General features: G+C 39.2%; 17 protein-coding genes and 1 pseudogene. 15 read left to right on the plus strand and 3 right to left on the minus strand.

Going from position 1 to position 19,408, the window contains the following annotated elements:
- Position 1: 1 nt before the first annotated feature.
- The 10 genes from M5A78_RS25030 (at position 2) to M5A78_RS21070 (ending at position 12,666) form a co-directional block, all read left to right on the plus strand.
- Positions 2-115, plus strand: a complete 114-nt coding sequence (locus M5A78_RS25030; protein ID WP_406603730.1) for an IS3 family transposase — start codon at positions 2-4, stop codon at positions 113-115.
- Between the two features lie 946 nt (positions 116-1,061).
- Complete coding sequence (locus M5A78_RS21030; RefSeq protein WP_248737243.1) at positions 1,062-1,694, plus strand: helix-turn-helix transcriptional regulator; 633 nt, start codon at positions 1,062-1,064, stop codon at positions 1,692-1,694.
- Between the two features lie 23 nt (positions 1,695-1,717).
- Positions 1,718-2,533 carry a pyruvate, water dikinase regulatory protein gene (locus tag M5A78_RS21035; RefSeq protein WP_248737244.1) on the plus strand — a complete coding sequence of 272 codons (816 nt, stop codon included), beginning with the start codon at positions 1,718-1,720 and terminating at the stop codon, positions 2,531-2,533.
- 2 nt (positions 2,534-2,535) lie between these two features.
- The gene (ppdK, locus tag M5A78_RS21040) at positions 2,536-5,205 is read left to right on the plus strand and encodes a pyruvate, phosphate dikinase (protein WP_248737245.1); all 2,670 of its coding nucleotides are present in this window, start codon (positions 2,536-2,538) and stop codon (positions 5,203-5,205) included.
- Between the two features lie 282 nt (positions 5,206-5,487).
- Positions 5,488-5,679: a YbxH family protein gene (locus M5A78_RS21045; protein WP_248737246.1), complete on the plus strand. Its 192-nt coding sequence runs from the start codon at positions 5,488-5,490 to the stop codon at positions 5,677-5,679.
- A gap of 78 nt (positions 5,680-5,757) precedes the next feature.
- Complete coding sequence (locus tag M5A78_RS21050; RefSeq protein WP_248737247.1) at positions 5,758-8,340, plus strand: helicase-related protein; 2,583 nt, start codon at positions 5,758-5,760, stop codon at positions 8,338-8,340.
- A 107-nt stretch (positions 8,341-8,447) separates the two neighbouring features.
- Positions 8,448-8,735, plus strand: a complete 288-nt coding sequence (locus M5A78_RS21055; protein ID WP_248737248.1) for a hypothetical protein — start codon at positions 8,448-8,450, stop codon at positions 8,733-8,735.
- 100 nt (positions 8,736-8,835) lie between these two features.
- Positions 8,836-10,104 (plus strand): LysM peptidoglycan-binding domain-containing protein, encoded by a 1,269-nt coding sequence (locus M5A78_RS21060; protein WP_248737249.1) that lies wholly within the window; start codon positions 8,836-8,838, stop codon positions 10,102-10,104.
- Between the two features lie 226 nt (positions 10,105-10,330).
- Entirely contained in the window at positions 10,331-11,791 is a 1,461-nt protein-coding gene (gene dacB / locus M5A78_RS21065; RefSeq protein WP_248737250.1) for a D-alanyl-D-alanine carboxypeptidase/D-alanyl-D-alanine endopeptidase, read from the plus strand.
- A 146-nt stretch (positions 11,792-11,937) separates the two neighbouring features.
- Entirely contained in the window at positions 11,938-12,666 is a 729-nt protein-coding gene (locus tag M5A78_RS21070; RefSeq protein ID WP_248737251.1) for a CBS domain-containing protein, read from the plus strand.
- Between the two features lie 39 nt (positions 12,667-12,705).
- On the opposite strand, the gene M5A78_RS21075 is transcribed toward M5A78_RS21070, so the two are convergent.
- Complete coding sequence (locus M5A78_RS21075) at positions 12,706-13,428, minus strand: hypothetical protein (RefSeq protein ID WP_248737252.1); 723 nt, start codon at positions 13,426-13,428, stop codon at positions 12,706-12,708.
- 349 nt (positions 13,429-13,777) lie between these two features.
- Between M5A78_RS21075 and M5A78_RS21080 the strand changes: the two genes are divergently transcribed.
- From M5A78_RS21080 to M5A78_RS21100, 5 genes are all read left to right on the plus strand, one after another.
- Entirely contained in the window at positions 13,778-15,208 is a 1,431-nt protein-coding gene (locus M5A78_RS21080) for a sensor histidine kinase (protein WP_248737288.1), read from the plus strand.
- Positions 15,198-15,797 (plus strand): ANTAR domain-containing response regulator, encoded by a 600-nt coding sequence (locus M5A78_RS21085; RefSeq protein ID WP_248737253.1) that lies wholly within the window; start codon positions 15,198-15,200, stop codon positions 15,795-15,797. The genes M5A78_RS21080 and M5A78_RS21085 overlap by 11 nt, the downstream gene beginning before the upstream one ends.
- A 108-nt stretch (positions 15,798-15,905) precedes the next feature.
- The gene (locus tag M5A78_RS21090; RefSeq protein WP_248737254.1) at positions 15,906-16,046 is read left to right on the plus strand and encodes a hypothetical protein; all 141 of its coding nucleotides are present in this window, start codon (positions 15,906-15,908) and stop codon (positions 16,044-16,046) included.
- A gap of 20 nt (positions 16,047-16,066) precedes the next feature.
- Positions 16,067-17,602, plus strand: coding sequence for an amino acid permease (locus tag M5A78_RS21095; RefSeq protein ID WP_248737255.1), 1,536 nt, complete (start codon positions 16,067-16,069; stop codon positions 17,600-17,602).
- 370 nt (positions 17,603-17,972) lie between these two features.
- Positions 17,973-18,695, plus strand: coding sequence for a DsbA family oxidoreductase (locus tag M5A78_RS21100; RefSeq protein WP_248737256.1), 723 nt, complete (start codon positions 17,973-17,975; stop codon positions 18,693-18,695).
- Between the two features lie 147 nt (positions 18,696-18,842).
- Here M5A78_RS21100 and M5A78_RS21105 read toward each other — a convergent pair whose 3' ends face one another.
- Positions 18,843-19,121 carry a hypothetical protein gene (locus M5A78_RS21105; RefSeq protein WP_248737257.1) on the minus strand — a complete coding sequence of 93 codons (279 nt, stop codon included), beginning with the start codon at positions 19,119-19,121 and terminating at the stop codon, positions 18,843-18,845.
- A 22-nt stretch (positions 19,122-19,143) separates the two neighbouring features.
- Positions 19,144-19,218, minus strand: a pseudogene (locus M5A78_RS25035) (CotG/ExsB N-terminal domain-containing protein); the annotation flags it as partial.
- Positions 19,219-19,408 lie beyond the last annotated feature (190 nt).

Below are 19,408 nucleotides of genomic sequence, written 5' to 3' on the forward strand. Positions count from 1 at the left end.
AGTGGAGATACGACAAGCGATTGAAGATTATATTTATCACTACAATTACAAACGTATTCAAAAGAAACTAAAACAACGCGCGCCGATTGAATATCGACACGCGTTGGCAGCTTAGCTTTTTATGTTGTCTACTTGACAGGGGTAAGACCACAATAAAACCAAGAACATATTCCATAATGTGCAAACCTCCATGTTTTTTACTAATACCAGATAGTGCAATTATAAATGAAAAATATGGATTTTTTTTAAAGGTTTCACAATTATTATTATTAGCTTAAAAATTTGGAAACAAAATGATAGTTCTGTAAATAAAAAAATAAATGTTTAAGGGTGGAATTGTGAATCAAGTAAAAGGAGAAATAATATCCTACTGTTACATGGTTGAAAGAGGAAAACCAGCAGCATGCATAGCAATTCAAGAAAGACATCTAAAAATGATGTGGTGTCTTTTCTGTTTTTTGGTCCGCGGTCCTTATCATCAAACAAAAATGGACATAAAACTAAATATGCTTTTTCTCTATCGCTCTAGCACTCTAAATCGATTTATTATGATTGAAATTATAAAAATAGGTAAATATAATAGGAACATAAATTGACAGACTGTATGACACAATTTAAAATAATGGTAGATAAATAGCATAATACCAATGGTTCGAGGGATCAGAGATCCAAACACGACTCAAAATCGTGTTGCGCAAGGAGTGTCGGTTCGACCCCGACCATCGGTATCAAAAATATATACTAAAATCCGCGATTTCTCTGCGGTATAAAAAGGATTGTGAGTTTAGTCTTGATGACTGGACCCGCAATCCTTTTTCTCATTTATCCATTAGGGGTTTTGTCTGTGAACAACAGATGATTGTCCATTTATCTTATTTATTAACAATCAAAATAGTTTATTTCCAAAAGGTATAAAAATTGTTTCTTATTTTGTCAAAAAAAAGTATAAATTATTGTTTCGAATTTTATCCAAATGTAATATACTATATACAAATAAGTATAACACATTTATATTGTTTCCTATAAAATATAGACATATAAGTGAAGCGAGGGGGGGAGTAATGATTAAACTAACAAGACGCCAAGATGAAATTCTTCATATTGTAAAACAGAATGGACCAATTACGGGACAAGAAATTGCAGAAAAGCTTTCCTTAACAAGAGCAGCGCTAAGACCAGATCTTGCTATTTTAACTATGTCGGGAAAATTAGATGCAAGACCGCGTGTCGGCTATTTTTTTAATGATAATTATGAAGTCAAACGTCAAGCGGAAAAGTTCCTCCATCAAAAAGTGACGGATTATAAGGCGCACCCAATTGTCGTTGAAAAATCAACCCCCGTCTATGATGCGATTGTCCAGTTGTTTTTAGAGGACGTAGGCACGCTTTACGCTGTGGATTCAGAGGGGCATTTGGCAGGGGTTATTTCAAGGAAGGATTTGCTCAGGGCATCACTTGGAAACAGAAATCTGCAAGAATTGCCAGTAAGTGTCATTATGACGAGAATGCCTAATATTATTACTATTAATTCTGAAGAAACCTTGCTCGAAGCAGCGAAAAAAATGATTCAAAATCACATTGACTCCCTGCCTGTAGTGAAGGAAGTGGACCAACAAAAGAATACATATTTGTTGTTAGGACGGATTACCAAAACAACGATAACGCGGGCATATTTAGAAATCATGGAAAAATAATACGCAGAGGAGTTGCTGCCATTTTGGTATATAAAGAGGTTGTTTACGTTGTATCTGACTCTGTGGGGGAAACAGCTGAGTTTGTCGTTAAAGCAGTGGCAACACAGTTTAACAGCAGCCAGATTGAAATTCGCCGAAATTCCTATGTAGATGACATTGAAGATATTGAAGATATCATTATGTTAGCAAAGAAAGGGAATACGATTATTGCCTATACAATTGTCATTCCTTCTCTAAAGGATTACTTGGACAAAAGGGCATCTGAAGAAAGTATTTTAGCAGTCGATTTGCTTAGTCCATTAATGAATGCTTTTATAACTAGGTTTAATAAGGAGCCGAATCATCAACCAGGTCTTATGAGAAAACTAGATGAAGAATACTTTCGAAAAATCGAAGCGATTGAATTTGCCGTCAAATATGATGATGGCCGCGATCCGAGAGGAATTACAAAGGCCGACATCGTTTTAATCGGTGTTTCTCGGACTTCGAAAACACCGCTTTCGATGTACTTGGCGCACAAGCGGTTCAAGGTAGCCAATGTACCGTTGGTTCCAGAGGTTCCTCCCCCTGATGAATTATTTACTGTTCCTAGGAAAAATTGTATTGGGTTAATCATTTCACCAGATAAATTAAACGAAATTCGTAAGGAGCGCTTAAAGGCATTAGGATTAGCTTCACAAGCGAATTACGCCAGTTTTGAGAGAATTCTAGAAGAATTAGATCATGCTGAAAAAATCATGAAGCGCGTCGGCTGTCCGGTCATTGATGTATCCAATAAAGCTGTAGAAGAGACGGCAGGACTGATTTTAGACATATTGAAAAAAGAGAGGAGTTTTTAATTATGAATAAGTTTGTATATTTATTTCATGAAGGTCATGGAGAAATGAAAGAATTACTTGGGGGAAAAGGAGCTAACTTAGCAGAAATGACGCGAATTGGCCTTCCGGTTCCTTATGGATTTACTATCACAACACAGGCTTGCAATGCATACTATGAAGCTAGCAAAACAATACCAACTTTAGTAGAGAAACAGACATTAGAAGCTCTTGTCCGCTTAGAAGAAAAAATGGGCAAGAAATTAGGCGATCCGCAAAATCCATTGCTAGTTTCTGTTCGTTCCGGATCTGTGTTCTCCATGCCGGGAATGATGGATACGATTTTGAACCTTGGCATGAATGATGAAACCGTAGTAGGAGTGGCAAAATTAACGGATAATCCGCGTTTTGCTTATGATTCTTACCGTCGTTTTATTCAAATGTTCAGTAATGTCGTGCTTGAAATTGATACCTATTATTTCGAGCAATTTTTAGAAGAAACACGTGAACAAAAAGGTTATTCCTCTGATCCGGAAATGAGTGCGGAAGACTGGAAAGAGGTTATTATCGGCTATAAGGATATTATTAAAAAGCATACGAGAAAAGAATTTCCTCAGGATCCGAATGAACAGCTTTTCCTTGCGATTAATGCTGTCTTTAATTCTTGGAATAATCAGCGTGCGATTGTCTACCGCCGACTTAATAAAATACCAGATCATTTAGGAACGGCTGTAAATATCCAAAGCATGGTGTTTGGGAATATGGGAAATGATTCCGGTACAGGTGTCGCTTTTACGAGAAATCCATCGACTGGAGAACATGTCCTATACGGCGAATATTTAATTAACGCCCAAGGGGAAGACGTGGTCGCGGGGATTCGTACACCGCAGCCAATCGCTACTTTAAAAGATGAAATGCCAGGTGTTTACAAGCAATTTACCGATACTTGCAAGCGTCTTGAGCAGCATTATAAAGAAATGCAAGACATTGAGTTCACAGTGGAACGTGGTCAGCTATTCATTCTTCAAACACGTAACGGCAAGCGTACAGCACAAGCGGCGATTCGGATTGCGGTTGAAATGGTCGAAGAAGGACTTATTGATAAAAAGACAGCCTTACTTCGTGTGGATCCAGATCAATTAAATCAGCTCTTGCACCGCCGCATTGACGATTCATTTGAAAAAAGAGTTTTAGCAAAAGGCTTGCCAGCCTCGCCAGGCGCCGCGACAGGTGAAATTGTCTTTGACGCCGATGAAGCAGAAGCTCTTGCAAATGAAGGCAAAAAAGTGATTCTTGTTAGACCGGAAACAACACCAGATGATATCCACGGCATTGTTGCTTCCCAAGGGATATTGACAAGCCGTGGTGGTATGACAAGTCACGCCGCAGTTGTTGCACGTGGTATGGGGAAAGCCTGTATTTGCGGGTGTGAGGCGGTGAAAATAGATTTGAAAGCAAAACAATTTACGGTTGGCACTACCGTCGTCAACTATAGAGATGTCATCACCATTGATGGATCAACTGGTGAAATCATGCTGGGCGAAATTCAAATGATTGATCCAGAGCTTTCGGATGAGTTTCAGCTACTACTTTCTTGGGCAGACCAAGAACGGAAATTAGGTGTCCGTGCTAATGCTGATAACCCAGAAGATGCGAAGAAGGCCTTTGAATTTGGTGCAGGTGGAGTTGGATTGTGCCGGACTGAACATATGTTTATGGATTTAAAAAGGATTCCGATTGTTCAAAAAATGATTCTTGCTGAAAACTATGGTGAGAGAATGGAAGCATTGAACGACCTATTACCAATGCAACAGGGCGATTTTGAAGGAATCTTCGAAGCCATGCAAGGGTTCCCAGTAACCATTCGTTTATTGGACCCGCCGCTTCATGAATTTCTACCAGATAAAGAGGAACTTTTAGTCGAAGTGACGAAGCTTCAAATCACTGACCCTCAATCTGCGGAATTAAAGAAAAAAGAGCAATTGCTCAAAAAGGTTCGCCAATTAGATGAGTTCAACCCAATGCTAGGCCACCGCGGTTGCCGACTTGGCATGATATATCCGGAAATTTATGAAATGCAAGCGAAAGCCATTTTCTATGCTGCTGCAAAATTAGCGGAAAAAGGTATGGAAGTACAGCCAGAAATCATGATTCCGCTTGTAGGCCATGTGAATGAGTTGAAACAAATGCGTCAGTTAGTGATTGATGCAGCCGTTAAGGTTCAGGAAGAAACAGGTAAAGGCATTGAGTACACCATCGGAACTATGATTGAAATTCCACGTGCCGCCTTAACTGCTGACCAAATTGCCGAGGAAGCCGATTTCTTCTCCTTCGGAACGAATGATTTAACACAAACAACTTTCGGCTATAGCCGTGATGATGCTGAGGGTAAATTCCTCCAAGCTTATATCGAAAATAAAGTTCTTCCAGAAAATCCATTTGCTGTACTTGATCAAGAGGGTGTAGGTAAACTAGTAGAAACAGGGGTGAAACTTGGCCGCACGACAAAGCCTTCCTTAAAAACAGGTATTTGCGGCGAACATGGGGGAGAAAAGAGCTCAATTGATTTCTGCTATAGAACGGGTTTGGATTATGTTAGCTGCTCACCTTACCGCGTGCCGCTAGCACGATTGGCTGCAGCCCAAGCAACGATTCGTCATGAACAAAATAAAAAAGAGGTTTATACAACAGCATAAATAAAGGTAGAGGATGTGTGCAGTAGCACCATCCTCTTTATTTAGTTATTTTTAAATTGGGAAAATAAGTATAATCAGCCAAAGTAGATAAAAAATGAGCCAATCAGATCAAAAATTCAGCCATAACTTGTGAAAAGTGAGCCAATCAGATCAAAAAATCAGCCATTACCTTCGAAAAATGAGCCAAATTCAAAAATGCATCCAATTTACAATCGACATAAATCGGATTAGACCGCCATTTACTGCAAATACTATTATAAATCATTCAAAGGGGGACTCATAATGGGGGCAATAGAACGCAACGGTTATCGTTTTGTACCGGAGTATAGTGTCATTCAACAAAACGGAGCGGTCCACATCTACAACAAAGATCAATTTATCGAAGAAATCAAATTTCAGTTTTCAGGCAAGTTTCCGGAGTTAGACCAAATCGAAGAGTTGGTTGATCAATATTGCAATCAACACAATATTTAAAACCGAATACTCGTTCGGTTTTTTGTTTTGTGATAGAATGAATTCAGGAAAATATTTTTTAGAAAAGGAGGGAAATTTATGAGCAAATTAATAGCCATTTACCCTCAAGCAGTAGAACATACAAAAATGAAAGTATTTGAAGATATTGATCGTTATCTTGAAACGAAAGAATCACTACCGTCCTTTGACCAATACTTGGCAGAGCGGGGACATTATGTTGAACAAATTTGGGTGAATGTTTGGTTGAATAAATCGACAAACGATGTTCCTAAAAATGAAAAAAAGCAATTTTTAAGTGAAAAAGGGTATGTTGTCCATGGAATCGATCGAAAATTACTAAATAAACTTTTCCGCGATGAAATGAGGACGTACCAGCCTTTCGATCCAATGGGGTGGATGAAACAAACATTTGCAGTAAGTAATGAACAGTGGGAAAGACGTTATCTAGATGCAAAGGACAATTTTTTAAAGCGGGAAGAACAGAAACACCTTGAAGAACAAAAGCAATCAATCCGAAATGAAATAGAAGAGTCTGCTGTTGAAATGATTGAACAAAATTACGAATGGTTCTACCTAAATGTTAGGCACTTCGTTGCTACGCAATTAAGGGCGGATATCGAAAACAATAGTAAGTTTCAATCAGTTGATGCCTTTGCATTGGAAGTGAAATTGGTCGATGAAGGCCGATTTAATCCTGACACCTATACAACAGTAGCCACTTTTTTTGAAGAACTGACAGGTGATATCCATAAGACCCTGAACTGGGGGAGAAGTTCTTATGAATACCAAACCTATTTCTTTGTCTATGAAAGCTTAATTTCAGATTATTTGTCAGAGCTTTTACCTCAAAAAGTACTTGAGCTGATTCCTTCAAAGCTTAAAGCTGACTTTCAAGAAACCTTTCACGAAAAACTATCCCCTTCCTTTGTAAAAGGAAGTATTGCACAACTATTATACGATGTTGAGGGATATTTTATAGAGGATATTCAGGCGGAATACCTGGCTGACTTAATAAGATTAGCAGACATTCCATTTGAGCAAAAAATACATAAGCAAATTTATGAACAGGATTTCCAGGAGCGAGATCGTAAGCAAAAAGAAGAGCAAGCAGAAATAAAGCGAAAAAGAGATGCGGAAGACCGGATGATGAAGGACATCTTTGGAGCAGAATACGACCCTTCATTAAAACAGCATGTTCGATATGTCCTACACATTGGCGAAACGAATACAGGGAAAACGCACCATGCCTTAGAAAAGATGAAAGCAGCAAATAGCGGCTTGTATTTGGCACCGCTTCGTCTGTTAGCTCTTGAGGTTTATGATAAATTGAATGCTGAGGGGACTCCATGTTCCTTAAAAACTGGTGAGGAAGAAAAATTCGTTGCCAATGCACACCATACTTCCTGCACAGTAGAAATGTTTCATGAAAAAGAATATTATGATGTGGTCGTCATTGACGAAGCACAAATGATCACCGATAAGGACCGCGGCTTTTCCTGGTATAAGGCAATCACGAAAGCTAATGCGGAAGAAGTACATATTATTGGCAGCAAAAATTCAAAATCGATGCTCCTGCAGTTATTGGGAGATTCAAATATTGAAATTCACGAGTACAGCCGTGATACGCCGCTCGAGGTCGAAACGAAAGAGTTCCATATTAAACACATTAAAAAAGGGGATGCTCTGATTTGTTTTTCTAGAAGGCGTGTGCTTGAAACAGCCTCACGACTGCAAAATGACGGTCATTCTGTCAGCATGATTTACGGCAGTATGCCTCCCGAAACAAGAAAAAGGCAGATAGAACAGTTTAATCAAGGCATGACAAAGGTCATTGTCGCGACAGATGCGATAGGAATGGGCTTAAACCTACCGATTCGATGTATTGTTTTTTTAGAAAATGAAAAGTTCGATGGAACCCGCAGGCGTCTGCTTACATCACAAGAAGTGAAGCAAATTGCCGGGCGTGCTGGCCGAAAAGGGAAATATGATATCGGGAAAGTGGCTTTTACTAGCGATATTAAAAAAATGAGGAACTTGCTTCTGCAGGAGGATGAGCCTGTTCATACGTTTGCAATTGCTCCAACGAATTCTGTCTTTGAACGTTTCCAACGCTATTATCGCGACCTTGGTACCTTTTTTGAATTATGGGGAAAATTTGAAAGCCCTGAAGGTACGAAAAAAGCCTCACTTTCAGAGGAGAAGGCCCTTTATCAAAAGATAGTTGGGACGGAAATTGAAGCAAGGCTGTCATTAATGGATCTTTATGGCTTTTTACATCTACCTTTTTCAAAAAACGAGTCGATTTTAACAAAGCAGTGGGAAGAAACAATGTTCGCAATTATCCAAGGAAGAGAGCTCCCTGAACCAATTCTAAAGGACAATAGCTTGGAAGAATTAGAACTCAGCTACAAAGCGATTGGCCTTCATCTCTTATTTCTATACCGGTTAGGAGAGCGAACAGAAACAATTTATTGGGAACGGCTGCGAATGGAAGTTAGTAATCAGGTCCAGGAACGGTTAAAAACGGATATAAAGAAATTCGTTAAAAAATGTAAGACCTGTGGCAAAAAACTGCCATGGGATCATTCGTTTCCAACTTGTGAATCCTGCTACCGGGAAAAGTATAGAAGATACAGGTATGAAGATGATTATGAGTTTTAAGATAATAATTTGCCCGAGCCGGTATAACTTGGATTTGTTGAGGGAATTAAAGAGATTTTATCTTAGTTGAAACGATTTTAAAAGATAATCAGTCAAGGGTATTAATCGTGACCACTCCAAACCAAGAATATAATGTCGTATACGATATAGATGATTTATTGCGACACAGCGATCACCGTTTTGAATGGACAAGAGCTGAGTTTAAGGAAAAGTGCCAGGATTGGTCACGCTCATTTCCATATTCGCGGTTGAGGCATCGTAACGCATTGAAGGAGTTTGCCTTGGGAGTTGAAGCTGTGAATCGCTTTGTTCAACGGGAGCTGTTAGAGCGGCACCATGAATGTGTGTTAGGAGTTTTGGCGTTAGAAGCCGATCCGATTGATCCGAGGTTATAGTGAAGTCGAACGAACTTGCCATTGGTAAGTTCGTTTTTTCTTCTAGTAATAACTTCATGGTTTAAGGTCATATGATGATTATTAAGGAGTGTGAGAGGTTATGGCTGTTCATGTTGTGAAGACTGGCGAAAACTTGTGGACGATTTCTGCTTTGTTTGGAGTACCTATTCAATCCATTGTGGAGCTTAATGGGTTACCTTCAGCGAGTACCCTCGTCCCAGGCCTTGCGTTATATCTTCCTGATACCATGCCGCTACTCCGTTCCTATCAAATAAAACCAGGTGATCATATTTGGAAATTGGCTCAACAATTCAATACTGACATTCCAACAATCTTAGCGGCCAATCCCGGTATTAACCCAAACCAACTTTTTATCGGACAAATCATCGTCATTCCATCCCTATTAAAATTAGAAATGGCCACACTTGGATTTATTGTACCATCGTCTGAGAGTAAGGACCTCGAAACACTTGATAGTCTTGCAGGGCAATTAACTTATTTAGCGATTGTAGCTTATTCGTTTACGGACGATGGATTCGCTTTTAATGAAATTGAGGATACGGCCATTGTGTCTAAATGCAAAGAGTTAAACATCACGCCATTATTAATGATTCGAAATTTTACAGTCAGTGATTTCAGTGCGGATTTGGCAGGGAGGGTGCTGGAAAATCATACCTATCGTGGAAATCTAGTAGCAAGTATTATGAATTTAACCGTTCAGAGAGGATTTGGTGGCGTTAGCATCGACCTTGAATTTATTCCGCCGGCAAGACGCAGCGATTTTATTATATTTTTAACAGATTTAAAGAAAGCATTAGGCGAGCTTATTTTGCATGTAAATGTTCACGCAAAAACAGCCGATATTCCAACCAATCGAATCATCGGTGCCTACGATTATGCCGCGATTGGCAATGTGGCCGATATTGTGGCGGTGATGACGATTGATTACGGTTACCCTGGCGGCCCACCCGATCCGATTGCTCCAATAACCTGGATGCAACAAGTAATTGAATACTCTATCACCCAGATCAATCCTCGTAAACTGCAAATTGCCTTGCCGCTTTATGGATATGACAAAGTAGTTCATACGAATGCTACCCATGCTCTATCGGTTCTTGCCGCCCAGAATAAAGCTATTTCAACTGGTACGGCAATTGAATTCGACAAAACCGCTAGTTCACCCTGGTATCGATACTGGCATGGAGTGGAGGAGCATGTAGTTTGGTTTGAAGATATTCGAAGTTTTATTGAAAAGTATCGGTTAATTGATACTTGTCAATTAGTCGGCACAACCTTTTGGCAAATTAGCCTGCCGGCACCACAGAATTGGGCATATCTCAGTAAAAAGATAACTGTAGTGAAGAAATAGTGAAAAACACACTTTAATAATGGTCTCTTCGTGAGGGATTTTTGGTTTTGTCCAATTTCTTGGGTGTTTTTTCTATTTTTTCTTGTGTTTTCGCTATATCTCAAACGATATTGTTTGATTATTTATGATTTGGAAAATGATGAAAAAGCTTTCAGTGCTGCTATGTAATAATACAATTGTTTTTTTTGGACAAACTCTTAGGAAAAAAGGAAAGGCTTGATAAAGAGTGAATAAAAAAGTGTTAAAATATGCCATTCTATTACTTTTTGTATTTTTCCCCTCCATTCAAGTTAATGCCATTAATGGCCATGAGAAAATGATTCAGCAGCTCAATCAACTAATAAAGAATGATCCAGATTTACAAGGAGCGATTGCAGGAGTGAGCATCCGGACTGCTTCAAGCGGTGAAATTATTTATCAACATCAGGGCGATGTCCGATTACGACCTGCTTCTAATATGAAGCTTTTAACGGCAGCTGCCGCCCTGAATGTCTTGGGTGAGAATTATACCTTCACTACTGAAGTACTTGCAGACTCTGCGGTAAAAGAGAAAACATTAAAAGGGAATCTTTATCTAAAAGGAAAAGGTGACCCGACACTATTAAAATCAGATTTTGATACATTTGCTACTGCCATTAAACAACTAGGTATTAAAAAAATAAAGGGAAATCTTGTTGTGGATGATTCATGGTATGATGATGTCCGTTATTCACTTGACCTACCCTGGAGCGATGAAACGACTTATTACGGTGCGCAGATTTCCGCTTTGACAGCATCACCATCAACGGATTATGATGCAGGTTCCGTGGAGGTCGAGGTCAAACCAGGAAATAGTGTAGGAAACAAGGTTAAAGTAGAAATTACCCCGAAGACCGAATATGTGAAGATAATTAATCATGCGGTAACCGTGGGGGAAAAAGGTAAAAAGGATATCACTATCGAACGTGAACATGCAAAGAATACAATCATTATTGAAGGTACCCTGCCATTGAAATCAAAGGCTAAAAAAGAATGGGTTGGCGTTTGGGAACCAACTCGTTATGCGGCAGCGCTATTTAAGCAATCACTACTAGAACAGGGAATCCGAGTCTCAGGAAAAATAATAATTGGGGTGGTGCCAAATACCGCAAGAACTTTAGCTGCCCATCAATCAATGCCTTTGTCTGAACTGCTTGTCCCGTTTATGAAGCTTAGTAATAATGTCCATGCAGAAGTCCTGATCAAGGAAATGGGGAGAGTTGTTAAAGGGGAAGGCAGCTGGGAAAAAGGGTTAGAGGTGTTGGAAACAGAGGTAACCAAATTCGGGCTTAACACAAAGACAATGGTCCTCCGGGATGGATCTGGCATATCACATGTTGATTTAATCCCAGCCAGCCAAATTTCCCAGCTTTTATTTGCGGTACAAAAGGAAGAGTGGTTTCCTGTTTATTTCTATTCATTACCAGTTGCAGGCGTTAATGGCAAGTTGGAGGGAGGATCTCTGAGAAATCGCATGAGAAATTTAACTGTCCAAGGAAAAGTAAAAGCTAAAACCGGTACTCTCTCGACTGTCACCTCGTTATCCGGCTATGTCAATACGAAAAGTGAGCAAACATTGATATTTTCAATTCTGTTAAATAATATGCTGGATGAAGAGAAAGGGAAAAAGATTGAGGATAAAATGGTGATGGTTTTAGCCAGTCAATAATAACAATGTTGAGGGCAATATCTAAATGGTATGGCTCTTTTTCTGATGTAATGATAATAAGGTTGAAGGGAAAATGCTAAGTTTTGATTTTCCTATTAAAACAAAGGTTATATAATAAAGAAAAGTATTTCAAGTGGGAGAAGAAAATGAAAACAGTCAATAAACATGGACAAGCACTATCTGAACGGTTTGAAGTGGCCTACAATCAAGTACATGATGCGCTTAGGGATATTGTTCAAATCAATGATGATAGATTCGTGGTTCTCGTCAAGGTTGGAGCAAAAAAATACCAGGTGATTGAAACATTTAAGAAAGACCTAGAGCAGTACGCAAGACTTCGAAATGCGATTGTGCATGAAAAAATGGAGGTGGGCTTTTATATTGCAGAACCTAACACAAAGGTCGTCCATCATATTGAAAGAATCGCTAACTTATTAAGCCAGCCTAATTACGCACTATCCATCGCCACTAAAAACGTTGTTTTCTTTGACTATCTAGATAGTATTTTAAAAGTGACCACAGCCATAAAAGAGCATGGCTATTCAAAATTTCCAATTTACAAAAACAAAAAATGTGTCGGGTTACTGACGGCCAGTTCCATTATAAAATGGATGGCGCAAAATATGGAAAGCAGCCTAGTAAATCTATCAGATATCCATGTTTCGGATATGATGGAGTACGAAAAAGAACATTCAATTGAAATTGTTGCTAAAGATATTAATATATTTGAGGTAGAAAATATTTTTGAAAAAGCACATAAAAAGAAACGGAAATTAGAAGGTGTCATTATTACCGAAAATGGGTACAACGATGAGTTTCCGCTAGGGATTATTACTCCGTGGGATCTAATTGAAATTGATTATACGGTTGAGTAAGGAAGAGGAGCATCCTAACTGGATTGCTCCTATTGTAATTTATAAATTGTTATCGAAATCAAACGCGCTTAATTGATCCATGTGGCTGGCAATCATCGCGATAATCGTACTTGCTTCTTCTCGGCTAAAAATAAAATGGGATTCGTCCTTGATTAATTCGTCTTCCGTTGTCCATATACGATTTACCCGTTTGAGGACACCGTCACCGGTCGCTTGAACGACCCCAAATTGATAAGTAATTTCCACTTCATCTTTATGCTTAAAAGCGGTAACCTCTGGTGTTGACCAATCGACATCAATTTCCTCGAAAATGTCGTCGCTGTTGACCTGTGCCGTTTCATAGAACTCTTCTCCGTCAAGTATTTCACAATCTTCTTCATCCTCAAATACTTCAGTTGATTGAAGGTAGACACCGTCATCTGTATAGTCATCATCATCGTTCAAATAATCATGAAGACTATCATGAACTTCCCCGATGATCTCCTCTATGTCTGAAAGGATGATTTTCGCTGTATGACCACTATCAACATCAAAGGTGTCGATGTAAAATTCTTCATTTTGCGGATCAAAGAATAGCGTGCAGAAATAATCGCGATCAAGTTCTTCGGTATCCACATCGGAGATTTCAACATAGAACTCAATCCTTGGATGTTTGGCAGCTCTTTCCATTTTCATTTGACCAACCTGATCATATTCTTCACAAATAGACTCAAGGTGCTCTTGAAGTTCCCCACAAACTCTGTCAAACCATTCTAACGACATCAAACATCCCATCCCTTCATATTGATCGAGGTTATTATTTCCAAGCCAGAGAAAATTTATGATTGGTTTTGGAAGTTTAATCGTGGCAGTATTTGGTTGAAAAGCATCCTCGCTGGAAGATTTTTAATAAAAGTCATAAATGAGAAATTAAAAAATAGAATTTATTATAAAAGTGAATAGAAGTCGGCAATGGTGCCTTGGATGCAGTCTAGTACTGTTGTCAAGGCACTTTTTTGTTTTCTGCGAGGTTAGGAAATGGATGTCAAACATCTCGGCCCATAGTGAATATTGTTTGAATACTTAGAATAAAATGGTACAAACTTGACCACGAAGGAGTGGTACAAACTTGATGTCTAAGATGGTGATGGAACAAACCATGCTGTCAGAGGAAGATGTTAGCATCATCCGGGAAATTTCCAGCAAGCTACAATTATGGGCGGATGTTTCCCAAGCAGATGTGTTTATCGATTGTTTGATTCCTACAAAAGATGCGGCAATTGTTGTAGCAGAGGCGCATCCACAAACAGGAAAGTCGCTTTATCAGCTGCCCGTCAGGGGTGAAATCGCTTTAAGACAAAATGAACCAGGCGTGCTCCACTGCCTACAAACAGGAGAATCTGTTATCGATTCAAGAGGGATTTCACAGGAAAATGTCAATATTCAGCAAAATGTGACACCCATCAAAAATACCAAAAATCAAACCATTGCCGCTCTAATTATGGAGCGAGACATTACTGACATAGTTGAACAGGAAAAGCATGTGGAAGTACTCCTGGAAACAACGGAGCAGCTAAGTGAAACCATATTTCAGCAGGCGATGACCGAAAATAAGATCCCGGCATTAATTCATGAAGGTTTGCTTCTTTTCAATGCCGAGGGTTTGATAACCTATGCTAACCACCGTGCCCATGCTATTTTAATAGAATTTGGTCATTGTAGCCCGCTGATTGGAACGAATGTGAACAAGCTTTGCTTCGGCAGGTTTGCCATGGAACAAATCGAACAGCATGGCGTAGTATCAGAGGAGTTTCAACGAGGGAATCTTTTTGTAAAAATAAATGCCGTTTGTATCCATCGTGGAGAACAAAAAGTTGGAGGAATTCTACTATTGAGGGACCTAACGGAAATGAAAGAAAAAGAGCGAGAAATCAGATTCAAGTCCGCGGTCATAAAAGAGATTCACCACCGGGTGAAGAACAATCTGCAAACCATTGCAAGTCTTTTAAGGCTGCAAATGCGGCGATCAAACTCTGAGGAGGTGGAACGAGTTTTTCGCGAAAGCATCAATCGAATTATGAGCATTTCCATCATTCACGAGGTTTTATCACAGGATGGCTTAGATGAAGTAGATTGCAAGGAAATCTTTGACTACATGTGTAAAGGGATTGTAACTTCAATGAAGGATAACGAGCAATCAATTCGTGTCGTGGTTGAGGGGGATTCCCTATTTCTGAATTCGAGGACTGCCAGCTCTTTGGCATTAATTATCAATGAACTTGTCCAAAATGCTATGAATCACGCCTTTACGGAGGCTTCTACGGGAATAATAATGATTGGGATAAGAAACGCTGACGGAATAGTTGAAATGATCGTCTCAGATAACGGTAGGGGATTCAATTATAATTCTGAAAAAGTAGGAAACCTAGGTTTAGAAATTTGCCATACCTTAATACACGAAGACTTAAATGGATCCATTCAATTCACAAATACGGGAAAAGGAACAAACGTGACCATTAGCTTTCCAATTCCAGAAGGGGAGAAGGAAGAGGATGACCTATAAAATCATGGTAGTGGATGATGATCCCATCACCAGGATGGATTTGCGTGAAATGCTAAAGGATGAGGGGTATCAGGTTGTTAAGGAATGCAAAAACGGAGAAGAAGCAGTTCAACAATGCCTTGCGCTAAAACCCGATTTAATCATTATGGATGTAAAAATGCCAATTTTAAACGGGATAAAAGCAGCAAAAGTTATCCGGAAAAAATTGGACACGGCAATTCTATTATTAACAGCTTACAGTCAGAGGGAGCTGATTGAAGATGCAAAAGAATCAGGCGTAACGGCCTATCTTGTCAAGCCTGTAACTGAGCTTGATTTAATCCCTGCTATCGAAATCGCGATGAGTCAAAAGCAGCAATTTGAGTGTCTTTCAAGAGATTTACAGTTTCTTAAGAAAAAATTGGAAGAGCGCCAGCTGATTGAAAAGGCGAAGGGGAAAATAATGGAGTCACGGGTGATGACTGAGGAGCAGTCCTATCAATGGATGAGAAAATATAGTATGAAAAACCGAATCGCTTTGGTGACAGTAGCAAAATTTATTTTACAGCAACCTGGGGCGATCGGAGACGTCTTTTTAGTCCGGGAGTGAGATAGGTTTGGGCACAGAAGTTAACACAAGAGTTGGCAGTGATTCTGGCACAAGTACATCTAAGTTTATTAGGGAGGAAATGACCTAAATAGAAAGGAGGTTAGTAGAATGGAGGTATTTATCGGCTTTGCTTTAGTAGTGATTACCCTTTGCGTAGGAACTGCCATTGGAATGAATGCAAATAAAAACGTTCGGGCGTTTAAAGAGGAAGAACATGAAATTTTTGTCGATAGGGATGCTAGAAACTAAATAGGAAAGGGGAGAAAGGAATGAAAAGTAAAGACCAACAATTGCTGGAGGATAGGAAGCAGTTAAACCGTTATGGATATGCACAAGAGCTATTGCGTGACATGGGTGGATTCTCAAACTTTGCCATTTCATTTTCAATCATTTCCATTCTAACAGGTGCGGTTTCACTTTATGGTCATGGATTACTTTATGGCGGACCGGGGATGATGGGATTTGGCTGGACGATTGTCGCCTTTTTCGTACTTTTAGTCGCCGCTTCACTCGCAGAACTGGCATCGGCGATTCCAACCGCTGGTGCACTTTACCACTGGGCTGCCACCTTAAAAGGTAGAAGGATTGGCTGGTATACCGCTTGGATTAACCTGATTGGACAAATTGGAATTGTCGCCGGAATTGATTACTCTTGCGCCTTATTTACCGACCCACTTCTAGCAACAGTTTTTGGTTATTCTTCCACTGATACTACGATTCTAATTGTCTTTGGCGTTATTCTCCTATTACACGGTATCCTCAACCACGTTGGTATTAAAATCGTTGCTAAATTAAATGATTTCTCTGCCTGGTATCATATGATAGTCGTCGCTATCTTAGTGGTTAGTTTAGCATTTTTCACAAAAAATGGTTTGCAGCCAATCGATTACTTATTCCAAGTTGGGCAAACATTTTCCGATAAACCATATTTCTTAGCATTCTTAATTGGATTATTACAGGCACAATGGACCTTTACGGGCTATGACGCTTCGGCCCATACAATTGAAGAAACTGTTCATCCACGTGTTCGTGCTCCGTGGGGAATTTACAACTCAGTAGCATTTTCATTCGTATTCGGATTTATCATGCTTTCATTTGTTACCCTTTCGATTCATGATGCCGCTGGCGCGGTTAACTCTGACAATGCCTTTATCTATGTTATCAGCCAGGCATTGGGGGGGACATTTGGTTCTATTGTTCTCTGGCTCGTCACTTTCGCCATGTTCTTCTGTGGTTTGTCATCGATTACGTCATTTTCACGGATGATGTATGCCTTTTCTAGAGATAAAGGCATGCCGTTCAGCCGTCATTGGGCAGAAATCAGCCGCAAATTCCGTACACCGGCAAAAGCAATTTGGTTGGCTGTTATTCTTTCTTTTGCTTTAGCATTAATTGATTACCTTACAAAAATCATGAATCCAAATGCTAGTTATTCAACAATCGCCTTCTTGACTGGGGTTAGTGTGGTTGGATTGTATGTTGCTTATGGAATTCCGATATACCTTAAATTAGAAGCCGAGGCGAAAGGAATCTTTTTACCAAAACATTACGGACCGTGGAGTCTTGGGAGATGGAGTAAGCCGATTAATATTCTCAGCATCATCTGGATTCTCTTTATTTCCATTATGATGGTGATTCCGCCAAATCAAATGGCCGCCTATGCCTTGGGTGGAATGTTAATCCTGTTGATTATCATGGACTTAGGTTATTACAAGAACCACTTCAAAGGTCCGCAAGCTGCCCTTGAAAAATCAATCGAAGAGATTAAAAGATTGGAAGATGAGTTTGAGCATGAAAAGGAATAATTTTAAAAATAAACAAAAGTGCCCGTATTAAAAGTACAGGGCACTTCTTCGATTTTTTTAGAGATTTCCTTATGTAGAAAACGGGACATTCGGCTCAGAATTTAGCGATATGAAGAAAATCAAATAAACCAGAGGACAAAAATAAAAATCAGTCTAATTTAAATTATAAATATAAAACAACAAAGGCGATTATGCCCTTCAAAGAGTATCTGCTTGAAGGACACCTCTATTAATAAGAAAATTATGATAACTAGTTAATTCCAACCTAATTAGAGGTAAAATCAACCATTTTCACCTTGAGCAACATGTAATGATTTTTATCCTCCTTGTGTTACTATAAAAGCTAACCGAAGAAAAACGAGGTGTTGACATGAAAATTGAAGTTTGGTCTGATTATGTTTGTCCCTTTTGTTATATAGGGAAAAGAAGGTTAGAAGAGGCGTTAGAACAATTTCCTAATAAGGATCAAGTGGAGGTTGAATTCAAAAGCTTTGAACTTGATCCAAATTCGCCAAAAAATATTGGTCAAAATATTCATGAGGTTTTAGCAAAAAAATATGGAATGAGTATTGAACAGGCAAGACAAGCGAATCAGGGTGTTGGCCAGCAGGCAGCAACGGTTGGTTTAACCTTTAATTTTGATGAGATGAAACCAACCAATACATTCGATGCACATCGCTTGGCGAAATTTGCTAAAACACAAGGGAAAGAGGCATTGGTTTCTGAAAAACTTCTCCAAGCTTATTTCACAGATTCAAAGCATATAGGCGAGGATAAAACCTTGACAGATATTGCCGAGTCCGCAGGTTTAAATCGTCAAGAAGTATTAAATGTGCTTAATGATAAAAATGCTTATGCCAATGATGTCCGTCAAGATGAATCCCTTGCCCAGCAATACGGTGTTCGCGGTGTTCCTTATTTTGTGATTAATCAAAAATATGCCATTTCCGGTGCCCAACCTACAGAAACCTTTATCGGTGCTCTAAAAAAAGTATGGCAGGAAGAGTCTGCTTCCCCAGTACTACAGGATCTTTCAACCAATGAGGATGCAAGCTGTGCAGATGGGAACTGTATCATTCCAGAAAAAAAATAGGATTGACGATATCATAAATGTCACAAATAGGAGAACAATCCTTGAGAAAATAAAAATGGGAAAGGAAGCATACGTTTCCTTTCCCATTTTTCCTATTAATAGTGTATTGGAACATTTTTTGTGAATGATTAAGATGTTATTTTCCTTTCAATCTAAAATAGGACTGATTACTGCCATCCCAACATTTTTTAATTTGCCAATTGCCTTGAATCGTGGTTTGGCAGCGTCTTTGACTGCATGTATTCCTTCTTGTTGATCGACGTCTAGAAGTGTTCCTTCTAGAAGTCCGTTGTCGAGAAGTCCGTTGTCGAGAAGTTCTTTGTCTAATAGTCCTTTGTCTAGAAGTCCTTTGTCTAAAAGTCCGTTGTCTGGAAGTTCTTTGTCTAGAAGTCCTTTGTCTGGAAGTTCTTCTTCGCGAGTTACCACGATTCTGACCAGGGTCTCTGAACATGAAATCCCCGAAACCGCCGCGTCTCACTTCTTCTGCTGCATTTTGAATATTTTCTGCTGAAAATTCACTCATTTTTGCACCTCCTTTTGATGTAGAAAAGGGAGCACGAAAACTGTTAAACCATGCGTCTATAAAACTCACTCTTCTTTTACCAATTTACGTTTGTTTGAATGCTTTTGTATAAGACATAAGCCTAATAAAAGAAAAAATGCTATTTTGGGGTTACCTCCTTCTTTTTTCTTACATACGAATAAACAAGGAG

It is taken from the genome of Neobacillus rhizosphaerae (assembly GCF_937468385.1).
Classification (GTDB): domain Bacteria; phylum Bacillota; class Bacilli; order Bacillales; family Cytobacillaceae; genus Neobacillus; species Neobacillus rhizosphaerae.

Coding starts and splice junctions, on each gene's coding strand:
- M5A78_RS21070 (WP_248737251.1), top strand. CDS start 11,938: ATGAAAACAGTCAATAAACATGGACAAGCACTATCTGAACGGTTTGAA.
- M5A78_RS21050 (WP_248737247.1), top strand. CDS start 5,758: ATGAGCAAATTAATAGCCATTTACCCTCAAGCAGTAGAACATACAAAA.
- M5A78_RS21100 (WP_248737256.1), top strand. CDS start 17,973: ATGAAAATTGAAGTTTGGTCTGATTATGTTTGTCCCTTTTGTTATATA.
- M5A78_RS21085 (WP_248737253.1), top strand. CDS start 15,198: ATGACCTATAAAATCATGGTAGTGGATGATGATCCCATCACCAGGATG.
- M5A78_RS21095 (WP_248737255.1), top strand. CDS start 16,067: ATGAAAAGTAAAGACCAACAATTGCTGGAGGATAGGAAGCAGTTAAAC.
- M5A78_RS21090 (WP_248737254.1), top strand. CDS start 15,906: ATGGAGGTATTTATCGGCTTTGCTTTAGTAGTGATTACCCTTTGCGTA.
- M5A78_RS21045 (WP_248737246.1), top strand. CDS start 5,488: ATGGGGGCAATAGAACGCAACGGTTATCGTTTTGTACCGGAGTATAGT.
- M5A78_RS21030 (WP_248737243.1), top strand. CDS start 1,062: ATGATTAAACTAACAAGACGCCAAGATGAAATTCTTCATATTGTAAAA.
- M5A78_RS21060 (WP_248737249.1), top strand. CDS start 8,836: ATGGCTGTTCATGTTGTGAAGACTGGCGAAAACTTGTGGACGATTTCT.
- ppdK (WP_248737245.1), top strand. CDS start 2,536: ATGAATAAGTTTGTATATTTATTTCATGAAGGTCATGGAGAAATGAAA.
- M5A78_RS21080 (WP_248737288.1), top strand. CDS start 13,778: ATGTCTAAGATGGTGATGGAACAAACCATGCTGTCAGAGGAAGATGTT.
- M5A78_RS21075 (WP_248737252.1), bottom strand. CDS start 13,428: ATGTCGTTAGAATGGTTTGACAGAGTTTGTGGGGAACTTCAAGAGCAC.